The organism is Nonomuraea sp. ATR24, assembly GCF_041950485.1.
In the GTDB taxonomy this organism is placed as follows: Bacteria; Actinomycetota; Actinomycetes; order Streptosporangiales; family Streptosporangiaceae; genus Nonomuraea; species Nonomuraea ceibae.
On the sequence record NZ_JBGNUU010000013.1, the window covers coordinates 49,946 to 68,683 of the forward strand.

At 71.1% G+C, this 18,738-nt stretch carries 17 protein-coding genes; 11 read left to right on the top strand and 6 right to left on the bottom strand.

The annotated features are described in order from the left end of the window. Positions 1–27 precede the first annotated feature (27 nt). Positions 28–1,431 (bottom strand): M1 family metallopeptidase, encoded by a 1,404-nt coding sequence (locus ACBI99_RS28445; protein ID WP_375073919.1) that lies wholly within the window; start codon positions 1,429–1,431, stop codon positions 28–30. 74 nt (positions 1,432–1,505) lie between these two features. Beyond that, the gene (gene hppD, locus ACBI99_RS28450; RefSeq protein ID WP_375073920.1) at positions 1,506–2,615 is read right to left on the bottom strand and encodes a 4-hydroxyphenylpyruvate dioxygenase; all 1,110 of its coding nucleotides are present in this window, start codon (positions 2,613–2,615) and stop codon (positions 1,506–1,508) included. A 96-nt stretch (positions 2,616–2,711) separates the two neighbouring features. Here hppD and ACBI99_RS28455 point away from each other — a divergent pair, with 96 nt between their 5' ends. Beyond that, positions 2,712–3,197, top strand: a complete 486-nt coding sequence (locus ACBI99_RS28455; protein ID WP_219505018.1) for an Lrp/AsnC family transcriptional regulator — start codon at positions 2,712–2,714, stop codon at positions 3,195–3,197. A gap of 77 nt (positions 3,198–3,274) precedes the next feature. Continuing rightward, positions 3,275–5,386: a transglycosylase domain-containing protein gene (locus ACBI99_RS28460; RefSeq protein ID WP_375073921.1), complete on the top strand. Its 2,112-nt coding sequence runs from the start codon at positions 3,275–3,277 to the stop codon at positions 5,384–5,386. 147 nt (positions 5,387–5,533) lie between these two features. Here the strand turns inward: ACBI99_RS28460 and ACBI99_RS28465 are convergent, their stop codons facing one another. Further along, positions 5,534–7,498, bottom strand: coding sequence for a thioredoxin domain-containing protein (locus tag ACBI99_RS28465; RefSeq protein ID WP_375073922.1), 1,965 nt, complete (start codon positions 7,496–7,498; stop codon positions 5,534–5,536). An 85-nt stretch (positions 7,499–7,583) separates the two neighbouring features. Between ACBI99_RS28465 and ACBI99_RS28470 the strand changes: the two genes are divergently transcribed. Next, on the top strand, positions 7,584–8,735 hold the full coding sequence (locus tag ACBI99_RS28470; protein ID WP_364176892.1) for a hypothetical protein: 1,152 nt from the start codon (positions 7,584–7,586) through the stop codon (positions 8,733–8,735). Here the strand turns inward: ACBI99_RS28470 and ACBI99_RS28475 are convergent. The 3 genes from ACBI99_RS28475 to mca are packed head-to-tail and all read right to left on the bottom strand — an operon-like array spanning position 8,732 to position 10,118. Then, positions 8,732–9,025, bottom strand: a complete 294-nt coding sequence (locus ACBI99_RS28475) for a GNAT family N-acetyltransferase (RefSeq protein ID WP_219505014.1) — start codon at positions 9,023–9,025, stop codon at positions 8,732–8,734. The two genes, ACBI99_RS28470 and ACBI99_RS28475, sit on opposite strands and share 4 nt — an antisense overlap. Next, positions 9,015–9,191 carry a hypothetical protein gene (locus ACBI99_RS28480; RefSeq protein ID WP_375073923.1) on the bottom strand — a complete coding sequence of 59 codons (177 nt, stop codon included), beginning with the start codon at positions 9,189–9,191 and terminating at the stop codon, positions 9,015–9,017. Before ACBI99_RS28480 ends, ACBI99_RS28475 begins: the two co-directional genes overlap by 11 nt. A gap of 42 nt (positions 9,192–9,233) precedes the next feature. Then, positions 9,234–10,118, bottom strand: a complete 885-nt coding sequence (gene mca, locus ACBI99_RS28485) for a mycothiol conjugate amidase Mca (RefSeq protein WP_308125748.1) — start codon at positions 10,116–10,118, stop codon at positions 9,234–9,236. Between the two features lie 135 nt (positions 10,119–10,253). Here mca and ACBI99_RS28490 point away from each other — a divergent pair, with 135 nt between their 5' ends. From ACBI99_RS28490 to ACBI99_RS28525, 8 genes are all read left to right on the top strand, one after another. Next, the gene (locus ACBI99_RS28490) at positions 10,254–10,673 is read left to right on the top strand and encodes a DUF4307 domain-containing protein (protein WP_219505010.1); all 420 of its coding nucleotides are present in this window, start codon (positions 10,254–10,256) and stop codon (positions 10,671–10,673) included. A 108-nt stretch (positions 10,674–10,781) separates the two neighbouring features. Further along, the gene (gene greA / locus ACBI99_RS28495; protein WP_219505008.1) at positions 10,782–11,282 is read left to right on the top strand and encodes a transcription elongation factor GreA; all 501 of its coding nucleotides are present in this window, start codon (positions 10,782–10,784) and stop codon (positions 11,280–11,282) included. A 41-nt stretch (positions 11,283–11,323) separates the two neighbouring features. Next, complete coding sequence (locus ACBI99_RS28500) at positions 11,324–12,538, top strand: C40 family peptidase (protein ID WP_308125747.1); 1,215 nt, start codon at positions 11,324–11,326, stop codon at positions 12,536–12,538. Between the two features lie 72 nt (positions 12,539–12,610). Further along, on the top strand, positions 12,611–13,132 hold the full coding sequence (locus tag ACBI99_RS28505; RefSeq protein ID WP_219505006.1) for a hypothetical protein: 522 nt from the start codon (positions 12,611–12,613) through the stop codon (positions 13,130–13,132). A 247-nt stretch (positions 13,133–13,379) separates the two neighbouring features. Beyond that, a complete protein-coding gene (locus ACBI99_RS28510) occupies positions 13,380–15,173 on the top strand; it encodes a phosphoenolpyruvate carboxykinase (GTP) (RefSeq protein ID WP_357586276.1) in 1,794 nt (597 codons plus the stop codon). A 59-nt stretch (positions 15,174–15,232) separates the two neighbouring features. Beyond that, on the top strand, positions 15,233–16,147 hold the full coding sequence (locus ACBI99_RS28515; protein ID WP_375073924.1) for a TIGR04222 domain-containing membrane protein: 915 nt from the start codon (positions 15,233–15,235) through the stop codon (positions 16,145–16,147). 99 nt (positions 16,148–16,246) lie between these two features. Next, positions 16,247–17,209, top strand: coding sequence for a TIGR04222 domain-containing membrane protein (locus ACBI99_RS28520; RefSeq protein ID WP_375073925.1), 963 nt, complete (start codon positions 16,247–16,249; stop codon positions 17,207–17,209). Positions 17,210–17,380: 171 nt separating this feature from the next. Then, positions 17,381–18,697 (top strand): serine hydrolase domain-containing protein, encoded by a 1,317-nt coding sequence (locus ACBI99_RS28525; protein WP_375073926.1) that lies wholly within the window; start codon positions 17,381–17,383, stop codon positions 18,695–18,697. Positions 18,698–18,738 lie beyond the last annotated feature (41 nt).

Sequence of the window (18,738 nt, forward strand, 5' to 3'; positions counted from 1 at the left end):
TTCGATGCCCGAAGTGCGGCAAGAAGATCATGCCGGGCGGCGCGGCTGGAAGAGCCAGGCGTCGAAGAGCGCGTCGAGCTGCTTGCCCGACAGGCGTTCGGCCAGCGCCACGAACTGCTCGGTGGTGACGCTGCCGTAGCGGTGCTCGGCGGCCCAGGTCTTGAGCAGGGTGAAGAACGTCCGGTCGCCGATGGCCCGGCGCAGCGCGTGCAGCGTCATGCCGCCCCGCGTGTAGACGGACTCGTTGAACAGGTCGGCGGGCCTGGCCCGGCCGGGCGGGTAGGACCAGATCGGGTCGGTGGCCGGACGGGCGTGGTAGGAGGCGAACAGGGCGTCGGCGGTGCGCCGGCCCTTGTGCTCCGACCACAGCCACTCGGCGTAGGTGGCGAAGCCCTCGTTGAGCCACAGATCCTTCCACCGCTTGATGCTGAGGCTGTTGCCGAACCACTGGTGGGCCAGCTCGTGCGCGATGATGCCGTCGTCGGGCTCGAAGCCGCCGTAGATCGGCTTGGTCTGGTTCTCCAGCGCGTAGCCGGCGGAGAAGTCGTCGACCACGCCCCCGGTCGAGCCGAACGGGTAGCGGCCGAAGACCGTGCTCCAGTAGTCGGTGATCTCCCCCGAGACCCGGTGGAACTTCTCCAGCGTGGAGCGGAACCTGGGGTCGACGGCCGCCAGGTTGGGGATGCCGCCCGTCGTGGTGCCCTTCTTGAGGTGGAACTTCCCGATGGTGGCGGTGGCCAGGTAGGTGGTCATCGGGTGCGTCTCGCGCCACCGGAACGTCGTCCTGCCCTCGCTGGTGCGCGGCTCGCCGCGCAGCTCGCCGTTGGCCAGCGCGGTCACGCCCTCGGGCACGGTGATCTCGAAGTCGAAGGCCGCCTTGTCGGCGGGGTGGTCGTTGCCGGGGAACCAGGTCTTGGCGCCGTTGGGCTCGCACGCCACGAACGCCCCGTCGGGGGTCGGGACGAAGCCGTAGGTGCCCAGGTTGGTGGAGTTGCGCACCGGCTCGGGCACTCCGGAGTAGGAGACCCTGGCGATGAACGGCACGCCGCGGGCCAGCGGGCGGGCCGGGACGACCGTGAGCTCGTCGCCGGCCCGGGTGAACGTGGCGGTGGTCCCGTCGACCCAGACCCCGTGCACGGTGAGGCCCCTGAGGTCGAGGTTGAACCGCGACAGCGGCGCCGTGGCCGTGGCGCGGATCGTGGCCTCGCCGTCGAGCTGCTTGCTCGCGGGCGTGTAGCCGAGCTTGAGCGCGTAGTGGGCGACGTCGTAGCCGCCGTTGCCGTCGGTGGGGAAGTCGGCGTCGCCGATGCCCGCCGCGCCCGCCCGGGCCCCCGCCGGGCCCTCGTCGCGGGCCGCCCCGTCGGACGGCCCGCACGCGAGCACGCTCATCAGGGCGGCCAGCGCCGCGGCCCGCCTCCTGGTGTGCCTCATGACGCGGCTCCCCTTCGTGATCGTCAACTTACGTAACGTAAGCATCCACGAAGGAGCCGCTGATCACCACCGGTTCAGAGGTTGCCCCTGCGCTCCTGCTCGCGCTCGATGGCCTCGAACAGCGCCTTGAAGTTGCCCTTGCCGAAACCGAGCGAGCCGTGGCGCTCGATGAGCTCGAAGAATACCGTCGGGCGGTCCTGCACCGGCTTGGTGAAGATCTGCAGCAGGTAGCCGTCCTCGTCCCGGTCGACGAGGATCTTGCGCTTGTGCAGCTCCTCGATCGGCGCGCGCACGTTGCCGATGCGGGCCCGCAGCTCCGGGTCCTCGTAGTAGGAGTCGGGGGTGTCGAGGAACTCCACCCCGGCCGCCCGCATGTGGTCGACGGTGGTCAGGATGTCGTTGGTGGCCAGCGCGATGTGCTGCACGCCGGGGCCGCCGTAGAACTCCAGGTACTCGTCGATCTGCGACTTCCTGCGGCTGACGGCCGGCTCGTTGAGCGGGAACTTGACCTTGCGGGTGCCGTCGGCCACGACCTTGGACATCAGCGCCGAGTATTCGGTGGCGATGTCGTCGCCGACGAACTCGGCCATGTTCGTGAAGCCCATGACGTTGCGGTAGAACTCCACCCACTCGTCCATCTTGCCGAGCTCCACGTTGCCGACGCAGTGGTCGACGGCCTGGAAGAGCCGGCCGGACTTGGTGGCGGGCGGGGCGACCAGCGGGTCGGCGGCGACGTAACCGGGCAGGTAGGGGCCGCCGTAGTTGGACCTGTCGACGAGCGTGTGGCGGGTCTCGCCGTAGGTGGCGATCGCCGCGAGCACGACCTTGCCGTGCTCGTCCTCCACCGTGTACGGCTCGTCGAGGCCGCGGGCGCCGTGCGAGACGGCGTGCTGGTAGGCCGCCTCGACGTCCGGCACCTGGATGGCCAGGTCGATGACTCCGTCACCGTGCGCGGCCACGTGCGCGGACACCCCGGTGCCCGCCCGTACGGCGCCCCGGAACTCGAACGTGGCGCTGCCCGAGGTCAGCACGTAGGCCACCTCGTCCCGGCTGCCGTTCTCGGGCCCTCGGTAGGCGGTCAGCTTCATGCCGAACGCCGTGGAGTAGTAGTGGGCGGCCTGCTTGGCGTTGCCTACGGCGAAGACCACTGCATCCATGCCGTTGACCGGAAAGACATCACTCATGCCACTAACTCTCGATTTACCTGGGCGAGTTGTGCAAGAGTTACGTAGATGAGTGGACAATCTGCCCAATCCTGGGTGTGAAGCACCGGAGAACCTGTGACTATTGACCACCTCGACGCGCGCCTCATCGCTCTGCTCGCCGCCGAGCCGAGGCTGGGGGTGCTGGAGTGCTCGCGCCGGCTCGGGGTCGCCCGCGGCACCGTGCAGGCCCGGCTCGACCGGCTGATCGCCCGGGGCGTCATCACCGGATTCGGTCCCGACGTGTCGACCGTGGGGCTGGGCTACGACGTCACCGCTTTCGTCCTGATGGAGATCCGGCAGGTCGCCGGGCACGACCCGGTGGCCGACCGGCTGGCGCTCATCCCCGAGGTGCTGGAGGTGCACACCATCACCGGAGGCAGCGACCTGCTCTGCCGGGTGGTCGCCCGGACCAACTCCGACCTGCAGCGCGTCATCGACCAGATCGTCGGTGTGCAGGGAGTTCTCCGGACTTCTTCGATCATCGCCCTGGACACCCCTGTTCCGTACCGAGTGTTGCCTTTGGTGGCCGATGTCCCGCGCAGGGAGGGCCAACGGTCGTAGCATCGGCTCAGGACGATGCACCGTTATCGATCGTTTACCCTTGACGTTCGCGCCGAGGACCAGGGGAGGGCGGCACGATGCGAAAGCGGCGGTTGCTGCGATTCCTGCTGATCACGGCCGGTGCCGGCCTCGTCGTGCTGGCCGCGCTGTTCGGCATCGCGTGGGCGATGACGCCCATTCCCGACAGCACGCAGAAGGACGCCACCGCCCAGGGCTCGGTCATCTACTACCGCGACGGCAAGAGCGTCATCGCCCGCCAGGGCATGAACCGCCGGGTCGTCACCCTGGACAAGGTGCCCGAGCACGTGCGCGACGCCGTCATCGCCGCCGAGAACCGCTCCTTCTACGAGGACGGCGGCGTCTCGGTCAAGGGCACGACCAGGGCGCTGTGGTCCACGCTCACCGGGCAGCAGCTCCAGGGCGGCTCGACCATCACCCAGCAGCTCGTCCGCAACTACTACAGCGGCCTGAGCCAGGAACGGTCGGTCACCCGCAAGTTCAAAGAGATCATGATCTCGCTGAAGGTCGACCAGTCCAAGTCCAAGGACTGGGTGCTGGAGCAGTACCTCAACACCATCTACTTCGGGCGCGGTGCCAACGGCGTCCAGGCCGCCGCCCAGGCGTACTTCGGCAAGGACGTCGAGGATCTGAGCATCGCCCAGGGCGCCTACCTGGCCGCGGTCATCCAGCAGCCGAGCCGCTTCGCCGACCCCGAGGGCCCCGACCTGGACGCCGCCGAGGCCCGCTGGCGCGCGATCGTCGACGCCATGGTGGAGACCCGCGCGCTCACCCCGGCCCAGGCCGCCGAGCAGAAGTTCCCCAAGCTCAAGGCGCCCAAGAAGCCGTTCCAGCTCAAGGGCCAGGCCCAGTACATGCTGGAGCAGGTCACCGCCGAGCTCAACCGGCGCGGCTACACCGACGAGGACATCAACGGCGGCGGCCTGAAGATCGTCACCACGTTCGACAAGGACCTCATGACGGCCGCCGAACGCGCCGTCAAGGAGACGCTGCCGGACAACCTGCCCAAGAAGCTGCGCACCGGCCTGGCCGCCGTCGACCCGGCCACCGGCGAGGTCGTCGCCTTCTACGGCGGCAGCCCCAGCAAGTCCAAGTACGACAACGCGTTCTCGGCCAAGGTGATGGCCGGCTCCACGTTCAAGCCCTACACGCTGGCCGCCGCGCTCGACAACGGGTTCGGCCTGTCGACCAGGGTCAACGGCAACTCGCCGATGCGGGTGGCGTCCGACCCGGACAACCCCATCCCCAACGACAGCGGCCGCTCCTACGGCCGGATCGACCTGGTCTCCGCCACACAGAACTCGGTCAACACCGCGTTCGTGGACCTCGCGCAGAAGGTCGGCCCCGAGAAGGTCGCCGCCACCGCCGAGGCGATGGGCATCCCGGCCGCCCAGCTCGCCCCGCACGTCCAGGCCGCCACGTTCCCGCTGGGCGTGGCCTCGGTCAGCGCCGTGCAGAACGCCTCCGGCTTCGCCACCTTCGCCAACGGCGGCGTCCACATGGAGACGCACGTCGTCAGGAGCGTCACCGACGCCGACGGCATGAAGGACGTCGTCAAGCCCGAGGCCACCCGCGCCGTCAACGAGCAGGCCGCCGCCGACGCCACCTACGCGATGCAGCAGGTCGTCCAGTACGGCACGGGCACCGCGGCGCGGCTGTACGACCGGCCGGTCGCGGGCAAGACGGGCACCACGGACGACTCCCGCTCGGTGTGGTTCAACGGCTTCACGCCGCAGCTCGCCGTGGCCGTCGACATGTTCCGCGACGACAACAAGACCGTGAGCATCCCCGGCTACGGCGTGCAGTTCGGCGGCCAGCTCCCGGCGCGGATCTGGCGGGCGTTCATGGCCGAGGCGATGGAGGGCGAGCCGGTCGAGCGCTTCCCCGAGCCGTCGCGCTACGGCTACCAGCCCGACTACGGCGAGCCCCAGCACGACCAGCGGCGGCCCGAGACGCTGCCCACCGACGGGCCGGAGCAGGAGTGGACGGAGACGCCCGACTCGCCCGACGCCACCGAGCCGCCGATCCCCGAGCCCACCACCGAGCCCGACACGCCCGACGAGCAGTCGCCGACCGTCCCGGACGAGCAGCAGGGCCCGCCGACGCAGGCGCCGGCCGAGCCCACGGGCGGCCCGCCCGACGACGGCGGCCGCCCGGAACCCGTCCTCTAGCCGGGCCGCCCACACGTCCTGATCGTGTGGGGACCGGCGTCCCTCCGGCCGCTGTGGAACGTTCTGCGGCTCATCCGCTGCCTCTCCCCGTCGGTGCGTTTCACCCCGACGCTAGAGAGCGCGTGTTGGGAACCTGTTGGTGCCCGGTCAGCCCCCGGAGCGGTCCAGCTGCGCCCGCAGGTCGGCGGCCGTGGTGACCGGCAGCTTGCAGGCGAAGCCCTCGCACACGTACGCGGCCGGCGCCCCGGCGACCAGCCCGCGCCCTTGGAGCAGCGGCACGGCGTCAGGCGTCGACCCGGAGCCCAGCGCCACGACGGCGCCCGGCGCCCCCGCCAGGTAGGCCGCCTTGTGCAGCTCGGCGGTGCGCGGGTCGTCCGGCGGTCCGACGACCGCCACCTCGACCGGCCCGTCGAGCGCCGCCCGCGCCACGGCCAGCCCCCACCCGGCGAACCGGGCGTGCTTGCCGGCCAGGACCGACACGGTGCCGAGCGCGGCGTGGGCCGCCTCGCGGTGCCGGGCCGAGCCGGTCAGCGCGGCGTAGGACAGCAGCGCGCCCGCCGCCGCGTACTGGCCGGACGGGGTGGCGTTGTCGGTCGGGTCCTGGGGCCGCTGGAACAGCCGCTCGGCGTCGTCGGCGGTGTCGTAGAAGCCGCCCGTCCCGTCGCCGAACCTGTCGAGAACGGTGCCGAGCAGCGTCTCCGCCAGCCGGAACCAGCGCGTCTCACCGGTCACGCCGTGCAGCGCGATCAGGCCCTCGGCCAGGTTCGCGTAGTCCTCCAGCACGCCAGCGTTGGCCCCCGCCCGCCCGTCGCGGGAGGTGCGCAGCAGCCTGTCGCCCTCGACGTGCACCTCGTGGAGCAGCACGGCGGCCGAGGTGGCGGCCTCGACCAGGTCGGGCCGGTCGAACACGATCCCGGTCTCGGCCAGCGCGGCGATCGCCAGCCCGGTCCAGCCGGCCACTACCTTGTCGTCGCGGCCCGGCCGTACGCGCTCCTCGCGGGCGGCCAGCAGCCGGGCCCGCACGCTGTCGAGCCGGGCCGTGTCGGCGGGGTCGGACAGCAGTTGCAGCACCGACGTGCCGTGCTCGAACGTGCCCGTCACCTCGAACACCCCGGCCGCCCAGGCGCCGTCGTCGTCGCCGAGCACCTCGCGGAGCTGGTCGGGGGTCCAGACGTAGAACTTGCCCTCCTCGCCCTCGCTGTCGGCGTCGAGCGCCGAGGCGAACCCGCCCTCGGGCGTGCGCATCTCGCGCAGCAGCCAGTCGGCCGTCTCCAGCGCGATCCGCCGGGCCAGTGGGCCGCCGCCGGCGACCCACCAGTGGGTGTAGACGCGCAGCAGCAGCGCGTTGTCGTAGAGCATCTTCTCGAAGTGCGGCACCACCCAGCCGGCGTCGACGCTGTAGCGGGCGAACCCGCCGCCGAGCTGGTCGTACAGGCCGCCCCTGGCCATCGCCTCCAGCGTGCGGCCGCTCATCTCGCGCTCGCCCGAGCGCAGCAGGAACTCCAGCACCATCGACGGCGGGAACTTCGGCGCGCCGCCGAAGCCGCCGCGGACCGGGTCGTACGACTCGCGCAGGTTGGCCACGGCCTGCTCCAGCGTCCGCGCCGTCGGCAGCGGGCCGCTGGGCAGCGTGGTGCCTGAGCCGAGCACCTCGACGACCTTCGCGCCCTGCTGGAGCACGGTCTGCCGGTCCTCGGTCCAGGCCTGGTGCAGCCCCAGCAGCAGCCGCTGGAACTGCGGGCGCGGGAAGTAGGTGCCGCAGTAGAAAGGATGCCCGTCGGGGGTCGCGAACACCGTCATCGGCCAGCCGCCCTGCTGCGTCATGGCCTGCGTGGCGCTCATGTAGACGGCGTCGACGTCGGGCCGCTCCTCGCGGTCGACCTTGACGTTGACGTAGTGCTCGTTCATCAGCCGGGCGGTGGCCTCGTCCTCGAAGCTCTCGTGCGCCATCACGTGACACCAGTGACACGCCGAATAGCCGACGCTGATCAGCAACGGGACGTCGCGGCGCCGGGCCTCGCTCATCGCCTCCTCTCCCCACGGCCACCAATCGACCGGATTGGCGGCATGCTGGAGCAGATAAGGAGAGGTCGAGCCGGCGAGCCTGTTCACACAGCCAGGCTCTCACACGCCCGGGACCCACCCGTTATCGGCGGACCGGTGTTTGCGAAGGCGGCGGGGGCGTAGTTTACGGATCGTGGATCTCGACTTCGTCTGCGCGCACGCCGGGCGCGCACCGGCCGCGCTCACCCGGCGCGACGTCGCCCGCGCCCTGCTGGCCGTGGCCTCCGGGGTGGCGCTGGTGGCGCTGCCCGACCTGCGGCGGGCGATGATGGCCGCGGGCAACCCGCTGTCCGTGCGGTTCTGGGACTCGGCCAGATCGGCGCTGAGCTCCATCGAGTCGGGCGCCGCCACGGTGGGCGACGTGCAGCGCTGGGTCGAGTCGACGGGCACCGAGCCGATCCTCATGACGCCGAGCTACTTCGTGTGGCCGGAGGAGGACGAGCGCGGGCCGGTGGCGCAGGAGATGTTCGGGCGGCTGGTGGCCTACCTGGAGGAGCGGGTGCGCTCGGGCGAGATCGACCCCGACGCGCTGGCGGCCGGCGACCAGGGCGCGCGGCGCGCGTACGAGGAGCTTCAGGAGCGGTGGCTGGCCACGCCGCTGGCCGACGGGCGGGTGCCCGGGTTCGCGGTCAGCGACGAGCAGGACGAGGAGCTGTTCGCGGCGTTCGACGAGGAGGAGGCGTTCGCGCTGTCGGAGCTGCGGCGCATCCTCGGCGAGCTGGACAAGCTGCCGGAGCTGCCGATCGCGGAGCTGGACCGGGCGGCGACCCGGTTGCGCGAGCTGCTGGGCGAGCCCGGCTATCCGGGCAACGTGCTGCGGGCCTGTGCCGGGTTCGACGAGCGGCCGCTGCCGGTCGACGAGGCGGAGCTGTGGCTGTCGGTGGCGGCGGGCATCGCCGGGCCGGTGTCGGACCTGTCGGAGGAGAGCGACCTGCTGGAGGAGTTCGCCGACCTCGACCGGGAGGTGAGCGTCGAGGACTCGGTGCTGGCCAACCTGTGCGCGCTCCAGCACGCCGACTGGCTGGCCGCGGTGGCCGCGCTGACGCGGCTGGGGCCGGGCGCGCCCGCGTCGCCGGAGCGGATCGCGGTGCTCATCGCCGAGTCGGAGGACATCGACGGCTACGACGAGGACCCGGGCGACCTCGACGCGACGGAGGCGCTGTTCGTGCCGGTGGTCGCGCTGTGGGCGCAGCTCGGCATCGTCGACGAGGACGAGAGGCTCACGCCGCTCGGCTGGTGGGGCCTGCCGATGGCGCTGGAACGCGCCTGGTCGCCCGCCGACTAGCTGCCGGGCTGGTCGCCGAGCAGGCTCTTGAAGTCGGGGTGGCGCTCGATGTAGGAGGCCACGTAGGGGCAGAGCGGCTGCACGGTCAGGCCGGTGTCACGCGCCGCCTCCAGGGCGTGCTTGACCATCCGGCCCGCCAGCCCCTGCCCCTCGTGCTCGGGCGCGACCTCGGTGTGGGTGAAGACGATCTTGGTGGGCAGCAGGCGATAGTCGGCGAACCCGGCGACCTTGCCGTCGACGAGAACCTCGAACCGGCTCTCCGCCGAGTTGTCGACAACTTCAATCGGCATTTTTCACGCTTTCCTGCTGCCGAAGCTCGGCCTCGGAAGGCACCTCGATCTTCGAGATCTGCTTGTTCATCGACTTGATCAGCAAATAGAGCGCGAAGCCGATGAGAGCCACGACGGTGAAGCCGAGGATGCCCGGACTGATGTCACCTGCTGCTAGAACGGTCACACCTCCAGTCTGCCACCTGGGGGTGGTGCTCCGACCGGCGCCTCAGTGGCAGGCGGGGGAGGTCTCCTCGGCGTGGATCCCGGCGAACAGGTCGTCCTCCGGCAGCTCGGTGTCGACCAGCGAGCGCGCCAGGTGGTAGTCCTCCGTCGGCCAGATCTCCTCCTGCAGCTCACGCGGGCAGACGAACCACCAGCCGTCGGGGTCGACCTGGGTGGCGTGCGCCTTGAGCGCCTCGTCGCGGATCGCGAAGTACTCGCCGCACGGCACCTTCGTGGTCACCTCCCACTTGGCCGGCCGGTCCTCCCAGCGGGAGATCCAGTCGGCGTACGGGGAGCCCATGTCGCGCGCGGTCATCGCCTCGTGCAGCGCCTCGAAGCGGGCCCGGTGGAAGCCCATGTGGTAGTAGAGCTTGAGCGGCTGCCACGGGTCGCCGGTGCCCGGGTAGCGGTCGGGGTCGCCGGCCGCCTCGAACGCCTCCACCGACACGCGGTTGGTCATGATGTGGTCGGGGTGCGGGTAGCCGCCGTCGTCGTCGTACGTGATGATCACGTGCGGCCTGAACTCGCGCACGGCCGCCACCAGCGGCGCCGAGGCGTCCTCCAGCTTCTGCAGCGCGAAGCAGCCCTCGGGCAGCTCCTCCTCCTCGCTCTCCGGCAGCCCCGAGTCGACGAAGCCGAGGAAACGCTGCTGCACGCCCAGGATCTCGCGGGCCCGGTCCATCTCCGCGCGGCGGACCTCGGCGATGTTGGCCACGATCTCCGGCCGGTCCATCTTCTCGTTGAGCACGGAGCCGCGCTCGCCGCCCGTGAGCGTGCAGACCAGCACGTCAACGCCTTCGCGGACATATCGCGCCATCGTGGCGGCGCCCTTGCTCGACTCGTCGTCGGGGTGGGCGTGGACGGCCATCAGCCTCAGCGGTGCACTCACGGGCTCGATGTCTCCTCAGTAGGGACCGATCAGTTGCCCAGAGAGGTTAGTTTCTGCTGGGCGGTCGCGAGGGCGTGACCCCCGCGGGCGACAATTGTCTCGGATAACGCTCAGGGAGTGCAGGGAGATTCCGCCATGGCCACCAGAGATGTCGGGAACGGACCCGTTCTCGGCACACCCGCCGACTTTCCGGACCGTCCCGAGCGGGGCGGCCGGCTCGTCGTGCACGTCGTGATCGGGGTGCTCGTGGCCATCGTCGCAGGTGGCTGGGGTTACGTGATGTGGTCGATGACGGGCACCGCGACGGGCGCCAAGGCGCAGGTGGTCTCGTTCCGGATCGAGGATCAGGCCCGGGCCGAGGTAACCTTCACGGTGCACAAGCCCGACGACCGCTCGGCGGTGTGCCGGATCAGGGCCACGGACGTGAACCACGGGGAAGTAGGCAGCAAGGAAGTAAGAATTCCGGCTGGTGAGGGTAGTAAGCCCCGCAAGGAGCGCCTGGACACCAGTGCCCAGGCGACGTCTGTCCACGTCCAGTACTGCAATCTCGTATAGTGAGACATTTGGGGAAGCGTTCCAGCCGTTGACTTGTTAGCCTTTCGCAATTCAACCGTACGCGACCTTCAGTGATCTCAGGGCCCCCTAAGCAAGCAAGGAGAACCCGTGGCCGACTCTCGCGATGAGAACGTCACATGGCTGACGCAGGAGGCGTACGACCGCCTGAAGGCCGAGCACGAATATCTCTCGGGGCCCGGGCGCGTCGACATCGCCAAGAAGATCGAGGCCGCCCGTGAAGAGGGCGACCTCAAGGAGAACGGCGGTTACCACGCAGCCAAGGACGAGCAGGGCAAGATGGAGGCCCGGATCTTCCACCTCCGTCAGATCCTGGACAGCGCGCAGGTCGGTGAGGCACCCAAGACCGAGGGCGTGGTCGGCCCCGGCATGACCGTGACGATCCGCTTCGAGGGCGACGACGACGAGGTGACCTTCCTGCTGGCCTCCCGCGAGGAGAGCGGCGCCCCGATCGACGTCTACTCGCCCAAGTCCCCGCTGGGCGCGGCGATCAACGGCAAGAAGATCGGTGAGAAGGCGACCTACAGCATGCCCAACGGCCGCCAGAACACCGTCGAGATCCTCGAGGCTGTGCCGTACATCGGCAACTGACCCCCGCAGACCGGCACCGCCGGGCCCACGACGGCCCGGCGGTGTTCACGCGTGCCCCCTCGGGCATCCGGCAGGACCTCAGCTTCCTGGTCAACACCCCCAGGCGGCGTGACCACCGCAGGCTGATCCCGTTCATCGTGGTAGCGCTGGTGGCCGTGCTGACGGCCGACGTGCTGCTGCTGGCGGAGATCGAGCGCCCCGCGCCGCAGCCCGTCGCCGCCGAGCCCGTACGTCCCCGCCCGGCGCCCCGGCAGAGCCTGATGGCCGGCACGAGGACGGTCGAGCCGGTCAAGCCGCTCGGCACGCTGCACAAGCCGCACCTGTTCGTGGTGACGCGCAAGCCGTTCACCGCCAAGCAGTTAGCCAAGATCGCCAAGGTGCCCGGCGTGCGGGCGATGGAGCTCGCCGACGCCGCCAGCATCACGCTCGACGGCAAGCGGGTGCAGACGCTCGCGGTGTCGCCGTCCACGTTCCGGGCCTACACCCCGAAGGTGACGGCCGCCTCCGACCCGCTGTGGTCGAACGTGGCCGCCGGGGACGTGGCCGTGTCGTTCGTGCTCGGCAACGACGGCGGGCTGACGCTGCACAGCAGGGTCAGCGGGCCGCGCGGGCCGCTGCGGATCGGCGCCTACGCCACCACCGGGCTCGGCGCGGTCGACGCGGTGGTGTCGCGGGAGACCGGGCGGGCGCTCGGCCTGCCGCGCGACAACGCGCTCATCATCAGCGCGCCCAAGACCAACTCGGCCGAGCTCCAGCGCCGGGTGATGAAGCTGCTGCCCAAGGGCACCCAGTCGGCCATGGTCAACCCGGTCCTGCCGCCGACGCGGGCGCGCGAGCGCAACTGGCCGACCGGCTCGTTCATGACCGGCGAGCAGCTCACGGTCGCGCTGGAGGCCGCCGCCTCCAAGCTCGGCCGTCCGTACGTGTGGGGGGCCGAGGGGCCCGACACCTTCGACTGCTCGGGGCTGGTCCAGTGGGCCTTCGCGCGGGCGGGGGTGCGGATGCCGCGCGTGACGCACCAGCAGTGGCTGACCGGCCCGCAGGTGCCGCTCTCCCAGGCGCAGCCCGGTGACCTGCTGTTCTGGCGCAACGACCCCACCAACCCGGCCTACATCTCGCACGTGGCCATCTACTGGGGCAAGGGCAAGATGCTGCACGCGCCGCGCACGGGCGACGTGGTCAAGATCGCACCGATCAGCACCCGCAACCTTGCCGGCGTGGTGCGGGTGAGCCCGCAGGCCGCCGGGCGGGTCTGAGCGGTTCTCCCTACGGATACCCGATGGGCTTCGGCGCGTGCATTCGGGACGCAACTGTGTAATGGTGATTACATGGCAAGCGATGATGTGACGGCGCAGATACGCGGCTGGTTCACCGGGCGGCTCCCCGAGGGCTGGTTCACCGGTGCGCCCGAGGTCATCAGGGACCGCGAGGAGATCGCGGTGCTCGGCACGCTGCCCGACCCGCCGGCCGGCGCCGACGACGCCGAACGGGCCGCGCTCGTCGAGGGGCTGATCCGGCGCTTCCGCGAGGAGACCCGCGAGCGGCGGATCGAGATCGCCAAGGAGGCCGAGCACCGGTTCCGGCAGAAGGTCTCGTGGGGCGTCGTCTGCGGCGGCGAGACTGTGATGTTCACCACACTCTCTGTGCCCGTTATGACCAGATTGCGGCAATCTGAGCGGCAAGTTCTCGACACGCTTGTGGCCGCCGGCGTGGCCCGCAGCCGCAGTGACGCCCTCGCCTGGTGCGTCCGTCTCGTCGGCCGCAACACCGACACCTGGCTGGCCGAGTTGCGCGACGCGCTCCAGCACGTCGACCGCGTTCGCTCCGCCGGCCCCGATCTGCATTCCTGAGGCACGCAGGGAAAACCGTCCGGGCAATGGACTAAACCATTTCGGAAATTGGTTTAGACCATCCCGATTGGACTGAACCAGTGCCCGGACGAGTTTCTTTTAAATCGTGTCCCGGTGGGTAGGCTCCCCCAATCGTCGAGGCCGCTGCCTGCGGCGACACCCGAGTCAGAGGTCTATGCCAATTGGCTTTCGGGTGCCGTCGTCGTTAATGATGAGCGGGCCCTGAGAGAGTGGAGGAGCCGCAGTCGTGTCCGTTTCCGTGGAAGTCCACGCGCCGACCAGCAATCGCGAATTGGCCGCGTGGGTGAAAGAGATAGCGACCCTTACCGAGCCGGACCGGATCGAGTGGTGCGACGGCTCCGAGGAGGAGTGGACGCGCCTGACCAACCTCCTCGTGGAGCAGGGCACGTTCGTCCGCCTGGCCAAGCGGCCCAACAGCTTCTACGCCAAGTCCGACCCGAGCGACGTGGCGCGGGTGGAGGACCGTACGTTCATCTGCTCCGAGCGCGAGCAGGACGCCGGCCCGACCAACAACTGGATCGCTCCAGCCGAGATGCGCCGCACCTTCGGCAAGCTGTTCAAGGGCTGCATGCGCGGGCGCACCATGTACGTGGTGCCGTTCTGCATGGGACCGCTGGGCGGCGAGATCTCCCAGCTCGGCGTCGAGATCACCGACTCGCCGTACGTCGCGGTCTCGATGCGGATCATGACCAGGATGGGCGAGCGGGCGCTGCGGCTCATCGAGGAGCGCGGCGAGTTCGTCAAGGCCGTCCACAGCGTGGGCGCGCCCCTGGAGCCGGGCCAGGACGACGTGGCCTGGCCGTGCAGCTCCACCAAGTACATCAGCCACTTCCCGGAGACCCGCGAGATCTGGTCCTACGGCTCCGGCTATGGCGGCAACGCGCTGCTCGGCAAGAAGTGCTACGCGCTGCGCATCGCCAGCGCCATGGCCCGCGACGAGGGCTGGCTGGCCGAGCACATGCTCATCCTCAAGCTCACTCCGCCCACGGGCGAGACCCGCTACATCGCCGCCGCGTTCCCGAGCGCCTGCGGCAAGACGAACCTGGCCATGCTCCAGCCGACCATCCCCGGCTGGAAGGTCGAGACCGTCGGTGACGACATCGCCTGGATGCGCTTCGGCGACGACGGCCGCCTGTACGCCATCAACCCCGAGGCCGGCTTCTTCGGCGTCGCGCCCGGCACCGGCCAGGTCACCAACGCCAACGCGGTCAAGACGCTCTGGGGCAACAGCATCTTCACCAACGTCGCGCTCACCGACGACGGCGACGTGTGGTGGGAGGGCCTGACCGAGGAGCCGCCCGCGCACCTCACCGACTGGAAGGGCCGTCCCTGGACGCCCGGCAGCGGCGAGCCCGCGGCGCACCCGAACGCCCGCTTCACCACACCCGCCTCGCAGTGCCCGACCATCGCCCCCGAATGGCAGGACCCCAAGGGCGTGCCCATCTCGGCGATCCTGTTCGGCGGCCGCCGCGCCACCGCGGTGCCGCTCGTGACCGAGTCGCTGAGCTGGGAGCACGGCGTCTTCCTCGGAGCCAACGTCGCCTCCGAGAAGACCGCCGCCGCCGAGGGCAAGGTCGGCGAGCTGCGCCACGACCCGTTCGCCATGCTGCCGTTCTGCGGCTACAACATGGGCGACTACTTCGGCCACTGGATCAAGATCGGCCGTCGCAAGGGCGCCAAGCTGCCGCGCATCTACTACGTCAACTGGTTCCGCAAGAACGCCGAGGGCAAGTTCATCTGGCCCGGCTTCGGCGAGAACAGCCGCGTGCTGAAGTGGATCGTGGACCGGCTCAACGGCGAGGCCAAGGCCGTGCCCACGCCGATCGGCCTGCTGCCGGAGACGCTCGACACCGAGGGCCTGGACCTGCCCGAGGAGGACCTGCGCACGCTGCTCACCGTCGACCGCGAGGTCTGGCGCGAGGAGGCGGCGCTGATCCCCGCCCACTTCGACACCTTCGGCACCCATCTGCCCAAGGAACTGTGGGAGGAGTACAACGCCCTCCTCGACCGGCTCTCCTGACCTTGCGCGTGCGGTGCGGCCGTTCTAGCTTGGCCGTACCGCACCCGGGGGAGTCGTGGATGAACTTATCGATCGTCGCCGTCCTCGTGGCGGCGGTGCTCCTGATCGCCGCCGAGCCGTACGTCGCCGTCGCGCGACGGCGGGTCGCCGAGAAGCCGCCCAGCGGCATCGATCATCACTTGTCCCACTATGAGCTGGCCTATCTGGCCGGCGGGCCCCGGCGGGCCGTCAACACGGCGCTGACCGTCCTCGCGACGGCCGGCGCCGTCCGCGTCTCACGGGCCGGCGTCAGCCTCGTGTACGGCGCCGCGCCGTCGCCCGTGCCCGTCGAGCAGGCGGTGATCGACTACCTGGCGGCCAGGCCCGGCGGGTGCACCGCCGCGGAGGTGCGGCGCGGGCTCGCCGAAGACCGCGCGGTGACCGCGATGGCCGACGGCCTCGTCCGCCGCGGCCTGCTGGTGCCCGAGGGCGCGCTCGACCACGCCCGTTCCCGGATGCGCCTGCTGGTGACCGCGCTGTTCGTGGTGATAGGCGTCGACGTCGCCCTGACCGCCGGCGGTCTGCTGGGCGACCCCGACGACGTCTCCGTCCTCACGCCCATCAGCCTGTTCACCGTGGTCTACGGGATCGCCACGGTCCTCCGCCAGCGCGAGAAGCTGCGCGCCGTGCTCACCCGCGAAGGGCGGCAGGTCCTGAAGACGGCGCGCTCGGCGCACCCGCGCACCGCCCGCGACCGCACGTCCGTCGCCGCGGCCGTCGGCGTTCCCGTCGCCCTGTACGGGCTCGGCGCGGCCGGCGACCCCGTGATCACTGACGAGCTGTCCAGAGGCGCCCCGGGCGGCGACGCGACCGGGGTCTGCGGCAGCCACGCCGACCATTCGTCGGGCTTCGGCGACAGCAGCTCCTCCTCCGACAACTCCTCCTCCGGCGGCGGAGGCTGCGGGGGTGGCGGCGGCTGCGGCGGCGGCGGATAGGTTCTTGAGACCTTCACGGCACAGCCGTCCGGCCGGGGCCGATCGTCTCTCCAACGACAGCGTCGTCCGCGGATACCTTCCATCGAAGAGGAGGCCGCTTTGGACAGCATCACCGGGCTCGTCCTCACCCTGATCGTCTGCGCCGCCCTGGCCGTGCCCATCTCCCGGGCCGTCTCCGCCCTGGCCGAACTCGACCGGCGGCGGCGCGCGGGCGGCGACGGCGACCGCACCCGCGACCTGACCCCCTACGAGCTGGCCTACCTGGCGGGCGGGCCCAAACGGGTGGTCAACACCGCCATCGCCGTCCTGGTCCGCTCCGAACGGCTGCGCGTCTCACGCGGCGGCCAGTTGCACCGCCTCGCCGGCTCCACCCGCCCGAAGGAGCCGGTCGAGCGGGCCGTCCTCGACGCCGTACGGGCGCAGCCCACGGGCCTGGCCGCCGCCTCCGTACGCCACCAGGTCGGCAACGGCCCCGCCGTGGACAGCGTGCGGCACCAGCTCGTCCGGTACGGGCTGCTGGTGCCCGACGGCTCCCACGCGACGGCCAGGCGGCTGCTCAGGCGGCTCAAGGCGCTGTCGGCGGTGTCGCTCGTCCTGGCCGTGGCCGGGCTCGCCGTCTTCCTGGCCGTGCCGCACACGCTGGTCGTGGGGTTCGGCGCGGCGGCCCTCGCCGTGGCCGGCGTCACCGGCCTGATCGCGCACGGCCGCCGGCGGGCGCTCGCCGACCAGCTCACGGACACCGCCCACGAGCACCTGCGCCTCGCCCGCTCCGCCCACCCCGCGGGCGTCCTCGCCGCGTCCGGCATGGGCGCCCTCGCCGTCCCGGTCGCCGTGCCCGTCGCCCTGCACGGCCTCGGCGAGCTGGGCGACCCCGAGCTGGAAGCCGAGCTCGACAGCCGAGGCCAGGACGTCCCGTACGGATCGAGCTGCGCGGGCGGCAGTTGCGGCGGCGTCGGCGGCAACGACTTCGGCGGCGGCAGCGGCGACAGCGGAGGCGGAGGCGGTGACGGCGGCGGCGGTTCCGGCTGCGGCGGCGGTTGCGGAGGCTGTGGCGGCGGCTGACCCCGCCACCCGCGGTCCCGTACGGGAGTCGCGTGTCAGCGGCGGCGTCAGGCCGATGACGGCCCGGCGTCAGCGCGACCGGCGACCGTGGACGTCATGGACGGTGCAGCGAGTCGCTGACGACAGTCCATGACCGCCACCTGGGACCGAACACCGTAGGCAGGGACAGTCATGAGGGAACAACGCAACCACGGCTCCTCCGCAGCAGGACACGCCGGAGCGACCGGGACGATCCGCCGCGACGGCGGCGCGCCGAGACGCCGGCCCACCGTCTTCCGGCCGATGGCGGTCACAGCGCTGGCGGTCGGGCTGCTGGCCGGGGCCATCGCGCCCCCGGCTGTCGCGCCGGGCGCGGCCGCCGCCACCAGCAGCGCGGCCGTGTCGCACGACGCCGGCCAGGACCGCCCGGAGCTGCAGCAGGCCGTCCAGGCGTTCGTCGACGCCGGGTTCCTCGGCGTGCAGGTGCGCGTGCGCGACGAGCGGGGCGAGTGGACCGGCAGCGCCGGGCGGCGCAAGCTGGGCGCGAGCGCGAAGCCGCCCGCGAACGGGCACACCTGGGTGGGCAGCGTCACCAAGACCTTCGTCGCGACCGTGGTGCTGCAACTGGTGGCCGAGGGCGAGCTCGGGCTGGACTCCCCGGTGGACGGCTACCTGCCCGAGTTCGGGCTGGACCGGCGGATCACGGTCCGCATGCTGCTGCAGCACACCAGCGGCCTGTTCAACTACACCGGCGACCTCGCCCCCGACGGCTCATGGGTGCCCGGTCTCCCCGCGACGGGCAAGGAGTGGCTGGACAACCGGTTCCGCTCCTACCGGCCGCAGGAGCTGGTGCGGTTCGCGCTGTCCAAGCCGGTGAAGTTCGCGCCGGGGGCGGACTGGAGCTACTCCAACACCAACTACACGCTGGCCATGCTGCTGATCGAGAAGGTCACCGGCCGTTCGTTCGACGCGGAGCTGAAGCGGCGGGTCGTGCGGCCGCTCGGGCTGACGGGCACCGTGGTGCCGGGCGACCGGACCCGGCTGCCCGGCCCGTACGCCCACGGCTACTTCCGCTACCAGGACGCCGGCCAGTGGAAGGTGGCCGACGTCTCCCGCCAGAACAACACCCTGCTGGCGGGGGCCGGTGACATGATCTCGACCACCGAGGACCTCCGGACGTTCTTCTCCGCGCTCAACGGCGGCAAGCTCCTGCCGCCCGGGCTGCTGACCGAGATGCGCGAGCCGCACGCCAAGAGCGACCCCCTCTACGGCCGCTACGGCCTCGGGGTGTTCGTCAAGGACCTCGGTCCCGGCTGCGGCACCGTGGTCAACCACAACGGCAGCCCCCCGGCGGGCTACGCGGCGTTGATGTACAGCTCGCCCGACGGCGGCAGGACCGTGACGGCCTCGCTGACCGCCGGAGACGCCGAACTCGACATGGCCGCCTACCCGAAGCTGCTGGACGGGCTCGTCAAGGCGGCGCTCTGCGACGGACAGCCCACCGGCTGACCAGGCGCCGGACGACGGGAGGGACGAAGGTCACCCGCCCG

Bases quoted from the DNA above. Each gene is read 5' to 3' on its own strand.
- ACBI99_RS28445 (WP_375073919.1), bottom strand. From the start codon at position 1,431: ATGAGGCACACCAGGAGGCGGGCCGCGGCGCTGGCCGCCCTGATGAGC.
- hppD (WP_375073920.1), bottom strand. From the start codon at position 2,615: ATGAGTGATGTCTTTCCGGTCAACGGCATGGATGCAGTGGTCTTCGCC.
- ACBI99_RS28460 (WP_375073921.1), top strand. From the start codon at position 3,275: ATGCGAAAGCGGCGGTTGCTGCGATTCCTGCTGATCACGGCCGGTGCC.
- ACBI99_RS28475 (WP_219505014.1), bottom strand. From the start codon at position 9,025: ATGCCGATTGAAGTTGTCGACAACTCGGCGGAGAGCCGGTTCGAGGTT.
- ACBI99_RS28490 (WP_219505010.1), top strand. From the start codon at position 10,254: ATGGCCACCAGAGATGTCGGGAACGGACCCGTTCTCGGCACACCCGCC.
- ACBI99_RS28505 (WP_219505006.1), top strand. From the start codon at position 12,611: ATGGCAAGCGATGATGTGACGGCGCAGATACGCGGCTGGTTCACCGGG.
- ACBI99_RS28515 (WP_375073924.1), top strand. From the start codon at position 15,233: ATGAACTTATCGATCGTCGCCGTCCTCGTGGCGGCGGTGCTCCTGATC.
- ACBI99_RS28525 (WP_375073926.1), top strand. From the start codon at position 17,381: ATGAGGGAACAACGCAACCACGGCTCCTCCGCAGCAGGACACGCCGGA.